The organism is Telluria sp. ZB4P36, from assembly GCF_059685865.1.
On record NZ_JCASIE010000024.1, the window covers coordinates 63,883 to 76,355 of the forward strand.

The following is a 12,473-nucleotide window of genomic DNA, read 5'->3' on the forward strand; positions in this document are numbered from 1 at the left end:
CCGCTTACTTCGTACCACATTTCATCAGGAGTACACCATGTCTTTCCAACAAGGCCTGAGCGGCTTGAACGGCGCAGCAAAATCCCTCGACGTCATCGGTAACAACATCGCCAACGCGAGCACGGTCGGCTTCAAGGGCTCGACCACCCAGTTCGCCGACGTCTACGCCAACTCGCTGAACGGCGCCGGCGGCATCTCGGCCGGTATCGGCGTCAAGGTCGCCAACATCGCCCAGCAGTTCACGCAGGGTAACGTCGAAGCCTCGAACAACCCGCTCGACATCGCCATCAACGGCGCCGGCTTCTTTCGCACCGAAGCCTCGGGCATGGTGCAGTACAGCCGCAACGGCCAGTTCTCGCTGGACAAGAGCGGCTTCCTGATCAACGCCCAGGGCGCCAAGCTGACCGGCTACGGCCTGAACGCGAACGGCGCGCTGGTGGCCGGCGCCCCGACCCCGCTGCAGATCGATACCGCCGACCTGGAGCCGGTCAAGACCGAAGAGGTCAAGATGGAATTGAACCTCGACTCGCGCAGCCTGCCGCCGGCCAATGCGCCCTTCAATGCGGACGACCCGACCACCTACAACAAGCAGACCCCGATGAGCGTGTATGACACGCTGGGCAACCCGCACGTGCTGTCGACCTTCTACGTCAAGGGCACGACACCGGGCACCTGGGACGTGTACGCGGCCAGCAACGGTACCGAAGTGACCAACCTGGCAGTGGCCGCCGCAGCCGGCGGCAATGCCGCCGTGAATACCGCCCGCAGCAACTGGGAAGCCGCGACCAAGGCGGTGCCGCCGGTGCCGGCCACCATCGCCGCCGCCCTCGGCGCCTACGCCACTGCCGCCTCCGGCGTCGTATCGGCTGCGGCCGGCACCGCCGGCGCGACCGCCGCCAACCAGACCGAGATCGCCACCGCCGCCACCAACGCGGGCGCGGTGCCGGGCGGCACGCCGGACGAGGTCGATGCCGCCATCGCCAAGGCGCTCAAGGTGCCGTCCAGGCCGATCGGCACCCTGGCCTTCGACACCAATGGCGGCCTGAACAAGGTGAGCTCGACCGATGCCGGCAAGATCGCCGTGACCCTGCCGGTGTTCCCGTCGACCGGCGCCGAACTGACCCTGCCGATCACCATCGACTACGACGGCACCACCCAGTACGGCACCGCCACCAGCGAGAAGAAGCTGGTCCAGGACGGCTATGCGGCCGGCAACCTGCAGCGCTTCACCACCGGCCAGGACGGTACCATCCTGGGCCAGTACAGCAACGGCCAGACCAAGCCGCTGGGCCAGGTGATCCTGGCGAACTTCACCAACCCGAACGGGCTTGAGCCGCTGGGCAACAATGCCTGGGCCGAATCGGCCAGCTCGGGCGTGCCGCTGGTCGGGACGCCGAATTCGGGCAGCTTCGGCGTGCTGCAGCAGTCGGCGGTGGAAAGCTCGAACGTCGACCTGACCGCGGAACTGGTCAACATGATCACCGCGCAGCGCGTGTACCAGGCGAATGCGCAGACCATCAAGACCCAGGATTCGGTGTTGCAGACCCTGGTGAACCTGCGTTAATCGTCGTAACGGGGAGATAGACCATGGACCGCCTGATCTACACCGCCGCCAGCGGCGCCAAGCACATCCTGGAACAGCAGGCCACGACCTCGAACAACCTGGCCAATGTGAACACCACGGGCTTCCGTGCCCAGCTGGACGTGTTCCGTGCGGTGCCGGTGCAGAGCGAAGGCCTGCCGACGCGCGCCTTCGTGGTCAATTCGACCCCGGCCGCCGACTTCACGGCGGGCGCGCTCCAGGTCACCGGACGCGAGCTCGACGTCGCCGTCAAGGGGCAGGGCTGGTTCGCGGTGCAGATGCCGGACGGCACCGAGGCATATACCCGCAACGGTTCGCTGCAGACCAGCCAGAACGGTTTGCTGACCACCGCCGGCGGCGCCACCATCGCCGGCGAGGGCGGCCCGATCACGATCCCGCCCGACGTCACCGTCACCGTGGGCGGCGACGGCACCATCTCGACCATCTCCACCACCGACCAGCCGGCCGCCGCCAACATCCTGGGCCGCCTGAAACTGGTGAATCCGCCGGCGGAAAACATGGTGCGCGGCGACGACGGCCTGTTCCGCCTGAAGGATGGCGGCACCGCCCAGCCGGATGCTTCGGTGAGCGTGGCCGGCGGCGCGCTCGAGGGCAGCAACGTATCGGCCATCGATTCGATGGTGAGCATGATCTCTTTGGCACGCTCCTTCGAGACCCAAATGAGCCTCCTGAAGAACGCCGAGAATAACGCGGCGAAAGCCACCCAGATCCTCGCTTTGAATTAATAGTTGCTGCAGCATAATTCTCTTGTACGTGGCGGACTTCGTCTGCCGCTCTTAGGAGAATTCCATGATCCGTTCGCTGTTTATCGCCAAGACCGGCCTCGAAGCGCAGCAGACCAACCTCGACGTCATTTCCAACAACCTCGCCAACGTCAGCACCAACGGCTTCAAGCGTTCGCGCGCGGTGTTCGAGGACCTGCTGTACCAGAACGTGCGCCAGCCGGGCGCCCAGTCCTCGCAGCAGACCAATCTGCCCTCGGGCCTGCAGATCGGTACCGGTGTGCGCACCGTCGCCACCGAACGCATCTTCACCCAGGGTAATCCCCAGCTGACCGGCAATTCGAAGGACGTCATGGTCAACGGCTCGGGTTTCTTCCCGGTCCTGCTGCCGGACGGCACCCAGGCCTATACCCGCGACGGCTCCTTCCAGACCGATGCCAACGGCCAGCTGGTGACTTCCAGCGGCTTCGTGGTCCAGCCCGCCATTACCATCCCGGCGAATGCCGAATCGATCACCGTCGGCCGCGATGGCACCGTATCCGTGAAACTGCCCGGCACGACGGCACCGACCCAGGTCGGCTCGCTGCAGCTGGCCACCTTCATCAACCCGGCCGGCCTGGAATCGCGCGGCGAGAACCTGTACGTCGAGACCGGCGCTTCGGGCAACCCGAACCTGAACGTGCCCGGCACCAACGGCTCCGGCGTGCTGATGCAGGGCTACGTCGAATCGTCGAACGTGAACGTGGTCGAGGAAATGGTCAACATGATCCAGACCCAGCGCGCCTACGAGATCAACAGCAAGGCGATCACTACCTCCGACCAGATGCTGCAGAAACTGTCCCAGTTATAAACATGAAAAGTACTATCGCCATCGTTGTCGCCGCGCTGGCTGTTGCCGGCTGCTCGACCACCCCGAGCACCATCGTCCAGGGGCCGACGTCGGCCCGTCCGATGCTGGTGCAGGCCGCGCCGGCCAACGACGGCGCCATCTACAACGCCAACAGCTACCGCCCGATGTTCGAAGACCGCCGCGCGCGCCACATCGGCGACCTGCTGACGGTGAACATCAGCGAGCGCACCTCGGCCGGCAAGTCGGGCGCCAGCACCGGCAGCAAGTCGGGCAGCGCCAGCTTCTCGGTGCCGGGTCCGCTGCAGGCCAGGATCGGCGCCGGTGTGGCGCTGGAAGGCGCGAACAAGTTCGCCGATGCCGACACCCAGAGCGCCTCGAACAACTTCACCGGCACGCTCGGCGTGACGGTCACCGAAGTGCTCCCCAACGGCAACCTGATCGTCGCCGGCGAGAAGCAGGTCGCGATGAACAAGGGCATCGAGTACATCCGCTTCTCGGGCATGGTCGCGCCGGACACCATCCAGCCAGGCAATATCGTCGCTTCCACCGTGATCGCCGACGCGCGCGTCGAATACCGTACCAACAGCCGCGTCGACAAGGCCGAGGTGAGCAATATGTTCTCGCGCTTCTTCCAGTCGATGCTGCCGTTCTGAGGCCCGCCATGAAATCCGCTTCCATCGCTCTCTTCTGCGCCGCTCTGTTGGCTCAGTTGAGTATTGCACCGCTGGCCCAGGCCGAACGCCTCAAGGACCTCGCCAGCATCGCCGGCGTGCGCCAGAACCAGCTGTCGGGCTACGGCATCGTCGTGGGCCTGGACGGCACCGGCGACCAGACCAGCCAGACCCCGTTCACCGTGCAGTCGATCCAGGCGATGCTGCAGCAGAAGGGCGTCAACCTGCCGCCGGGCACCCAGCTGCAGCTGAAAAACGTCGCGGCCGTGATGGTCACGACCTCGCTGCCGGCCTTCGCCCAGCCGGGCCAGACCATCGACATCACCGTGTCCTCGATCGGCAATGCGAAGAGCCTGCGCGGCGGCACCTTGCTGATGACCCCGCTGCACGGCGCAGACGGCCAGGTGTACGCCATGGCCCAGGGCAATGTGCTGGTCGGCGGCGTCGGCGCCCAGGCCGGCGGCGCCCAGGTCCAGGTCAATCACCTGTCGGTCGGCAAGATCTCGGAAGGCGCCACCGTCGAGCGCGCCGTCGCCTCGAACCTGGGTTCCGACAACCAGATCCGTCTGGAACTGAAGCAGACCGATTTCTCGACCGCCGCACGGGTGGTGGAAGCCATCAACGACCAGTTCGGCGCCGGCATCGCCACCGCCCTGGATGGCCGCGTGATCCGCGTGCGCACCCCGTCCTCGAGCGACCAGCGGGTGGCCTTCATCGGCCAGCTGGAGGGCATCGACGTGGCGCGCGCCAAGGATGCGGCCAAGGTCATCATGAATGCCCGCACCGGCTCGGTCGTGATGAACCAGGCCGTGATGCTGGAGAATTGCGCGATCTCGCACGGCAACCTGACCGTGACGGTCGGCGCCGACACCAGCGTCAGCCAGCCGGCCCCGGGTTCGTTCGGCCAGACCACCGTCACCCGCAACAATTCGGTCGACGTCAAGAAGGATCCGGGCCGGGTGCTGATGATCAAGGGCGGCGCCTCGCTGGCCGAAGTGGTCAAGGCCATGAATTCGATCGGCACCACCCCGCAAGACCTGCTGGCGATCCTGCAGGCGCTCAAGGCCGCCGGTTCGCTGCGCGCCGAACTCGAGATCATCTAACAGGCAAGGCTCATCATGATCGGCTCTCCTTCCACTGACCTGACCAGCAAGTTCGCCCTCGACACCAAGGGCCTGGGCGAACTCAAGCAAGGCGCCAAGAACGGCTCCCCCGCTGCGCTGAAGGAAGCCGCCACCCAGTTCGAAGCCATGTTCATCAACATGATGATGAAGAGCATGCGCGACGCGACGCCTCAGGATGGCCTGATGGACAATAACCAGTCCAAGATGTTCACCGGCATGCTGGACCAGCAGCTGAGCCAGAACCTGGCCAAGCGCGGCATGGGCCTGGCCGACGTCCTGACCCGCCAGCTGACGTCGAACCAGATGGGTGCGCAGGCGCTGGCGATCGGCGCCGATGGGGTCGCCGCAGGGCAGGCCGCGGCCGCCGCGTCGAAGCTGGCGCCGCTCGACGGCAGCATGCGACCGGGCATGGACGCGGCCACCATGATCAAGACCGGCGCCAGGCAGCCGGGCGCGCCGGCGTTGCCGCTGACTACCGACAGTGGCCGCGTCCAGGCGCCGCACGTGCGCGCCTTCCAGGAAAAGCTGCACGTCCACGCCGCGGAAGCGGAGCGTGCCACCGGCGTGCCGGCCAAGTTCATGCTCGGCCAAGCGGCGCTGGAAAGCGGCTGGGGCAAGCGCATGATCCGCAATGCCGACGGCAGCAACAGCAACAACCTGTTCGGCATCAAGGCCGGCCCTGGCTGGAAAGGCAAGGTTGCTACCGCCGTGACCACCGAGTACGTCAACGGCCGTCCGCACACGAAGGTCGAGAAATTCCGCGCCTACGACACGCCGGCCGACTCGTTCAAGGACTACGCCAACATGCTGGCCAAGAACCCGCGCTACGAGAAGGTGCTGGCCAGCGGCGGCGACGCCACCGCCTTCGCCCATGGCCTGCAGCGCGCCGGCTATGCGACCGACCCGATGTACGCGGCCAAGCTGACCCGCATCATCAAGAATTCCTTGGCATAAAGACAAGTCAAGTTTTCCAGAAAACTGCCGTTGATGGATCAGTCAGAGAAAGAACACGCATATGTCCGGTAACCTACTCAGTATTGGCAAGACCGGCCTGTTCGCGGCACAGGCAGGACTGTCCACGACCGGCCACAACATCACCAACGCCAGCGTGGCCGGCTACAACCGCCAGGTGGTGGTGCAGGCGACCGGCCCGATGCTCGATACCGGCGTCGGCTTCCAGGGCACCGGCACCCAGATCTCCCAGATCAAGCGCTACAGCGACGAATTCCTCAACCTGCAGGTGCGTAACGCCCAGTCCAGCAAGAGCGGCCTGGATTCGTATTATTCCCAGATCAGCCAGATCGACAACATGCTGGCCGACCAGACCGCCGGCCTCTCGCCCTCGCTGCAGAGCTTCTTCAAGGGTGTGCAGGACATGGCCGCGAACCGCGCCTCGATCCCGTCGCGCCAGTCGATGCTCTCCAGCGCCGACACCCTGGCCACGCGCTTCCAGGCCCTGGATGCGCGCCTGGACGAGATCCGCGAAGGCGTGAACAGCACCATCGAGTCGAGCGTCACGATGATCAATTCCTACGCCACCCAGATTGCCGACCTGAACGACAAGATCGGCAGCTTCGCCTCGGCCCAGCAGCACGCGCCGAACGACCTGCTTGACAAGCGCGACCAGCTGGTGATGGAGCTGAACACCCAGGTCAAGGCGACCGTGATGCCGGGCGATAACAACAGCCTGACGGTCTCGATCGGCAGCGGCCAGCCGCTGGTGGTGGGCCAGCGCGCCTTCCAGCTGGCGGCCACCAAGTCGCCGACCGACCTGACCCGCATCGAGGTGGGCTATGTGACCGGCAGCAAGGTCACCGTGCTGGCCGATAACTCCCTGTCCGGCGGCCAGATCGGCGGCGCGCTCGACTTCCGCAGCAAGACCCTCGACCCGGCCCAGAGCGCGCTGGGCAAGGTCGCGATCGGCCTTGCCATGGAATTCAACGCCCAGCACAAGCTCGGCCTGGACCAGAACGGCGCGCCCGGCAAGGATTTCTTCGGCGTGGCGCCGGCCTATGTGGGCAAGAACATCAACAACGCGCTCACCAGCACCACCCAGGTGCAGGCCAAGGTCAGCGACCCGGGCAAGCTGGTGGACAGCGACTACAAGGTCGAGTTCGACGGCACCAACTACAACGTGATCCGCCTGTCGGACAACAAGTCGACCGCGATCACGCCCTACAGCGCGGCCGGCACCACCCAGACCATCGACGGCGTCGACTTCAGCATTTCCGGCCTGGCCGCCAAGGACGACGAATTCCTGGTACGCCCGACCATCGGCGGCGCGGCCAACTTCACGCTGCTGGTCAAGGACGTGGCGAGCATCGCCGCCGCCGCGCCGGTCGCCACCAGCGCACCGGTGAGCAATACCGGCACCGGCAAGATCAGCGAAGGCCAGATCAGCAAGGACTTCCTCACCGGCGCGCCGGCGCTGCCGGTCACGCTGACCTTTAACACCGGCAACCTGAGCGGCTTCCCGCCGGGCGCCGCGGTGAGCGTGAAGGACAGCGCCGGCGTGGTCACCAACTACCCGGCCCCGGCCACCAACGTGGCGTTCAGCGCCGGCTCCACCTACAGCTTCGGCGGCATCAGCGTGACGATGACGGGCGCCCCGGGCAATGGCGACACCTTCAGCATCGCCGGCAATGCCGCCGGCGTGGGCGACACCCGCAACATCGGCCTGCTGGCCGACCTGCAGACCAAGAACATCTTCAACAACGGCAGCGCCACCCTGCAGTCGTCCTATGCCCAGCTGGTCAGCACCGTGGGCAACAAGACCCGCGAAGTGCAGGTCAACGGCGAGGCGGCCGAGGCGCTGCTGACCCAGGCCAAGGCCAGCGCGGCCGACGTCTCGGGCGTGAACCTGGACGAAGAGGCCACCAACCTGATCAAGTACCAGCAGGCCTACCAGGCCGCGGGCAAGGTCATGCAGATCGCCGGCACCATCTTCGACACCTTGCTGTCGATCGGCCGCTAACCAGTCATACGAGGTAGTTTATGCGCATCAGTACCCTGTCGATCTACGGCAACGCCACCGCCCAGCTCAATACGCTGCAGAGCGCCCTGGCGCGCACCCAGATGCAGCTGTCGACCGAACGCCGCATCCTGACCCCGGCCGACGACCCGGTGGCCTCGGCGCGTGCGCTCGAAGTCAGCCAGTCGAAGGAGATGAACACGCAGTTCGCCACCAACCGCGCCAGCGCGCGTTCCTCGCTGACGACGGTCGAGGGTTCGCTGCAGAATGCCGGCGACCTGCTGCAGGACATCCAGCAGCTGGCCGTCAACGCCGGCAACGGCAGCATGCTGCCGCGGGACCGCGAAGCCCTGGCCGTGGAACTGGAAGGACGCCTGGAAGACCTGCTGGGCGTGGCCAATACCACCGACGGGGCAGGAGGCTACCTGTTCTCGGGCTACATGGCGACCACCCAGCCGTTTACCCGCACGCCCGGCGGCGCCACCTACCAGGGCGACCAGGGCCAGCGCCAGTTGCAGGTGGGCGCCTCGCGCAAGATTCCGCTGTCGGCCTCGGGCGCCGCCGTGTTCGAGAACAACCCGACCGGCAACGGCACGTTCCAGACCCAGGCCGCGCCGGGCAATACCGGCGCCGCCATCATCTCGTCGGGCTCGGTGACCGACCGCGCCCAGGCCAATGCGGGACGCGACTACAAGCTGACTTTCTCGGTGAGCGGCACGCCGGCCGTGACCACCTACAGCGTGGTCGACACCACCACCGGCACCGACGTCGCGGTCCCCGGCCAGACCGGCATCGCCTACGAGGCCGGCAAGTCGATCAGCTTCGGCGGCCTGAGCTTCGACATCAAGGGCGCGCCGGCCAACGGCGACATCTTCACGGCCAAGCCAAGCGAGAAGCAGTCGGTGTTCGCCACCGTGACCGACCTGATCGCGGCGCTGCGCAGCCCGGCCGACGGCTCGACCGGCAAGGCGGCGCTGACCAACCAGCTGAACACCGCGCTCGACAACCTGAAATCGGCCCACGACAACGTGCTGACCGTGCAGGCTTCGGTCGGTGCGCACATGAAGGAACTCGACTACCTCGACAGCGCCGGCGACGACCTCGACATCCAGTACGCGTCCACGCTGGGCGACCTGCAGGACCTGGACATGGTCAAGGCGATTTCCGAGTTTTCGATGCAGCAGAACACGCTGCAGGCGGCCCAGATGTCGTTCAAGACGATGTCGGGGCTGTCGCTCTTCAACTACCTGTAAGCCGTTTCGTCCTGGGTGGAATTGCCGGCGCGAGCCGGCATTTTTTTTCGTCCGGCGCCAAGCCAAGGCATGCATACTTTTATGACAAGACGATGAAATCGCGTGTAACAGCCTTGTGTCGCGAGTAACGAAACGTATCTATTTCGCGACATATATGTAGGAAAGCAATTTTTCTTGTCGGTAATTTGTCATTTCGACTTTGCGATAGAGCAATGATATGTAAGAGTATTTATGCGTATTTCCGTACGACTACGAAGTAATGTGTAGCGGGGGAAGCGCTCGATAAGAACTAATTCATTGTCCGGGAGTCGTTGTGAAGCATAAAAATACTTTTAACAAGAGCGCCATCGCAATTGCGTTGACCATGGCCTTCCCTGCGCTGGTGGGCGCCCAAGAAGCATCCCCACAAGAGCCGCAGAAAATGCAGCGTGTCGAGGTGACCGGCTCGAGCATCAAGCGCACCGCCACCGAAGCCGCCGCCGCAGTCCAGATCCTGACCCGCGACGACATCGAAAAGACCGGCGAAACGACGGCCCTGGGCATCCTGACCTCTACCGCCTCGATCAGCACCGACATCAACGTCGCCACCGCCAGCTCGGGCAGCTTCGCGACCGGTTCGTCGGGCGTGTCGATGCGCGGCCTGGGCAAGGTCAACACCCTGGTCCTGGTCAACGGCCGCCGCATCGCTCCGTACGGCCTGTCCGACGGCGCCCAGCAGAACTTCACCAACCTCGACGCCATCGCCAGCGACGCGATCGAGCGCATCGAAGTCCTGAAGGACGGCGCATCGGCGATCTACGGTTCCGACGCCGTCGCAGGCGTGGTCAACATCATCCTGCGCAAGGAATTCACCGGTGCCCGCGTGCGCGCCAGCTACCGCGAGTCGGAGCACCTGAAGGAAAACCGCAACAGCCACGTATCGGCCATCGTCGGCTGGGGCGACATCGAGACCAACGGCTTCAACACCTATCTCACCGTGGAAGCCTACAAGCGCAACGGCTACTCCACCGGCGACCTGCGTCCCTACTACCCGGAATGGCACCGCCTGACCCCGGGCCGCTCGACCTGGGATGCGAAGAGCTCGTTCTCGCCGACCGGTAACTACTTCCTGAGCAGCACTAATATCGTTGCAGCGCCAGGCTGCCCGGCAGCCGACATCGACCCGGCCGACAAGCTGTGCAAGATGGACATCCTGCCGTTCAGCGGTCTGACCACCGACAACAAGCGTAGCGCGCTCGTCAGCAATACCAGCTTCCGCATCGGCTCGAACATCGACGCGAACCTGGAACTGACCTACGCCGACGCCGAAAGCGACTACATCGTCACGCCGTTCAACATGAGCAATGGCAGCACCACCACCTCGTCCTCGATCTGGTACAACGTGCTGGGCGGCAAGATGGTCGGTCCGTTCTCGTATCCGAAACTGCCGGTCGGCCACCCGAACAACCCATACAACGTCCCGGTCGAGTACCGCGCCCGCCTGATGGACACCGGCGACGGCTTCAACTTCAACACCACCGACTCCGACCAGTCGCGCGTGATGCTGTCGCTGACCGGCACCTTCATGGGCTACGACTGGCGCTCGGCGGCAGGCTGGGCCAAGTCGAGCGCAAGCAAGGCAACTCGCGCCGTCAGCCAGAAGGGCTATACCGACGCGATCGTCAACAAGACCTACAAGTTCGGCCAGAAGAACGATCCGGCGCTACTGAACGCGATGTTCCCTATCCGGACCACCGACGGCGAATCCGACGTCAAGTTCTTCGACGCCACCGTCTCGGGTACCGTGCTGCAACTGCCGGCCGGTCCGCTGAGCTTCGCGCTGGGTACCGACATCCGCAGCAATGCCTACAAGATGAAGAGCTCGGACAACGTCCTGGGCGGCGAGCTGGTCGGCATCTTCGGCCTGCAGGTCGACGACGAAGTCAACCAGTACGCCCTGTTCGGCGAACTGAACGCGGCGTTGACTAAGAAACTCGAGCTGAATGCCGCCGTCCGCGCCGACAAGACCGATGGCTTCGACACCCACCTGTCGCCGAAGCTGACCCTGCGTTACCGTGCCGCCGACAAGCTGCTGCTGCGCGCCACCGCATCGGGCGGCTTCCGCGCACCGAACATCGTCGAATCGGGTAACGGCCTGGGCCGTTCCTCGGTCGCGAACAGCGTGAACGATCCGCGCCGCTGCCCGACCGCCAACCAGCTGAACCAGCTGGTGCAGACCGCCGCCGGCGCCACCACCGCCGACAAGGCGCAGGCCAACGCCTTCCGCAACGCGGAATGCTTGGGCGGCCTGCCGAGCTTCGTGTCGTCGAACCCGGACCTGAAGCCGGAAACCTCGCGCTCGCTGACCGCCGGCCTGGTGTTCGAACCGATCAAGAACTGGAGCGTGGGCCTCGACTACTACTTCATCGAGCGCCGTAACGAAATCGGTTCCCGTTCGGTCGTCGACATCCTGCGCGGCGAAGCCAGCCTGCCGGCCGGCCAGCTGATCCGTATCGACAGCAGCGCCAGCGACAACCAGTTCCTGGCCCTGGTGCGCAAGTACGCGCCGAACACTACCCTGAACTACGGTGGCGTCGGCCAGCTGGGCATGATCTACAACCCGTACGTGAACAGCGGCGCGACCCGCGTCCAGGGCTTCGACTTCGACGCCAAGGGCCGTGTCAACGTGCTGGGCAACACCGTGCGCCTGTCGCTCGACGGTCACTACATCTGGAAGTTCCAGGAGTTCAGCGTCACCGACGATGCCTACGGCCCGAACCAGACCGGCACCTACGACTACGGTTCGCGCATGACCGTCGTCGCCCGCGCCTACGTCAAGAAGGGTGACTTCGACCACAGCATCTCGGCGAACTACGCAAGCGGCTACAGCACCAACAGCATCGCATCGCCGACTTACTGCACCACCAACAACGTCGCAGCGCAGTACATGAACACCTGCGGCCGCGTTGGCAGCAACACCACCTGGAACTACAGCCTGGCCTACACCGGCATCCCGCATGTCCGGATCAACGCCTACGTCGACAACGTCTTCGACCGCGACACCCCGATCGACTGGCGTGGCGGCTGGACCCCGCAGTTCCGCCGCTTCGGCCTCGCTGCAAGCTACACCTTCTGATCGCTTGATCCGTAGGACCTAGCAAAGGACCAGGCTTCGGCCTGGTCTTTTTTTGTGCGCCCAGCATGGGCGCACTCTTGCGGGTGCAAGTCCCGCCGCGAGCTGACCACAGTGAGCGAAGTGAAGCGCAACTGCGTGAGGGCGACCGAGCGTGGGGAGGAAGC

The 12,473-nt window shown here is 65.0% G+C and carries 9 protein-coding genes; all 9 read left to right on the forward strand.

Annotation, left to right across the window (positions count from 1 at the left end; all coding sequences use genetic code 11):
- The first annotated feature begins 37 nt into the window (after positions 1 to 37).
- The 9 genes from AC56LK_RS22530 (at position 38) to AC56LK_RS22570 (ending at position 12,309) form a co-directional block, all read left to right on the forward strand.
- Positions 38 to 1,564 (forward strand): flagellar hook protein FlgE, encoded by a 1,527-nt coding sequence (locus tag AC56LK_RS22530; protein WP_497186704.1) that lies wholly within the window; start codon positions 38 to 40, stop codon positions 1,562 to 1,564.
- Positions 1,565 to 1,587: 23 nt separating this feature from the next.
- Positions 1,588 to 2,328 carry a flagellar basal-body rod protein FlgF gene (gene flgF, locus AC56LK_RS22535; protein WP_497186705.1) on the forward strand — a complete coding sequence of 247 codons (741 nt, stop codon included), beginning with the start codon at positions 1,588 to 1,590 and terminating at the stop codon, positions 2,326 to 2,328.
- Positions 2,329 to 2,392: 64 nt separating this feature from the next.
- Entirely contained in the window at positions 2,393 to 3,175 is a 783-nt protein-coding gene (flgG, locus tag AC56LK_RS22540; protein WP_497186706.1) for a flagellar basal-body rod protein FlgG, read from the forward strand.
- Between the two features lie 2 nt (positions 3,176 to 3,177).
- Positions 3,178 to 3,828 carry a flagellar basal body L-ring protein FlgH gene (locus AC56LK_RS22545; RefSeq protein WP_436104710.1) on the forward strand — a complete coding sequence of 217 codons (651 nt, stop codon included), beginning with the start codon at positions 3,178 to 3,180 and terminating at the stop codon, positions 3,826 to 3,828.
- 8 nt (positions 3,829 to 3,836) lie between these two features.
- Complete coding sequence (locus AC56LK_RS22550; protein ID WP_497186707.1) at positions 3,837 to 4,949, forward strand: flagellar basal body P-ring protein FlgI; 1,113 nt, start codon at positions 3,837 to 3,839, stop codon at positions 4,947 to 4,949.
- A 15-nt stretch (positions 4,950 to 4,964) separates the two neighbouring features.
- Complete coding sequence (gene flgJ / locus AC56LK_RS22555; RefSeq protein WP_497186708.1) at positions 4,965 to 5,924, forward strand: flagellar assembly peptidoglycan hydrolase FlgJ; 960 nt, start codon at positions 4,965 to 4,967, stop codon at positions 5,922 to 5,924.
- 61 nt (positions 5,925 to 5,985) lie between these two features.
- Positions 5,986 to 7,944 (forward strand): flagellar hook-associated protein FlgK, encoded by a 1,959-nt coding sequence (flgK, locus tag AC56LK_RS22560; protein WP_497186709.1) that lies wholly within the window; start codon positions 5,986 to 5,988, stop codon positions 7,942 to 7,944.
- A 20-nt stretch (positions 7,945 to 7,964) separates the two neighbouring features.
- Positions 7,965 to 9,194, forward strand: a complete 1,230-nt coding sequence (flgL, locus tag AC56LK_RS22565; RefSeq protein WP_497186710.1) for a flagellar hook-associated protein FlgL — start codon at positions 7,965 to 7,967, stop codon at positions 9,192 to 9,194.
- A gap of 364 nt (positions 9,195 to 9,558) precedes the next feature.
- Positions 9,559 to 12,309: a TonB-dependent receptor plug domain-containing protein gene (locus tag AC56LK_RS22570; RefSeq protein WP_497186711.1), complete on the forward strand. Its 2,751-nt coding sequence runs from the start codon at positions 9,559 to 9,561 to the stop codon at positions 12,307 to 12,309.
- Positions 12,310 to 12,473: the final 164 nt, after the last annotated feature.

Coding starts and splice junctions, on each gene's coding strand:
- AC56LK_RS22530 (WP_497186704.1), top strand. CDS start 38: ATGTCTTTCCAACAAGGCCTGAGCGGCTTGAACGGCGCAGCAAAATCC.
- flgF (WP_497186705.1), top strand. CDS start 1,588: ATGGACCGCCTGATCTACACCGCCGCCAGCGGCGCCAAGCACATCCTG.
- flgG (WP_497186706.1), top strand. CDS start 2,393: ATGATCCGTTCGCTGTTTATCGCCAAGACCGGCCTCGAAGCGCAGCAG.
- AC56LK_RS22545 (WP_436104710.1), top strand. CDS start 3,178: ATGAAAAGTACTATCGCCATCGTTGTCGCCGCGCTGGCTGTTGCCGGC.
- AC56LK_RS22550 (WP_497186707.1), top strand. CDS start 3,837: ATGAAATCCGCTTCCATCGCTCTCTTCTGCGCCGCTCTGTTGGCTCAG.
- flgJ (WP_497186708.1), top strand. CDS start 4,965: ATGATCGGCTCTCCTTCCACTGACCTGACCAGCAAGTTCGCCCTCGAC.
- flgK (WP_497186709.1), top strand. CDS start 5,986: ATGTCCGGTAACCTACTCAGTATTGGCAAGACCGGCCTGTTCGCGGCA.
- flgL (WP_497186710.1), top strand. CDS start 7,965: ATGCGCATCAGTACCCTGTCGATCTACGGCAACGCCACCGCCCAGCTC.
- AC56LK_RS22570 (WP_497186711.1), top strand. CDS start 9,559: ATGGCCTTCCCTGCGCTGGTGGGCGCCCAAGAAGCATCCCCACAAGAG.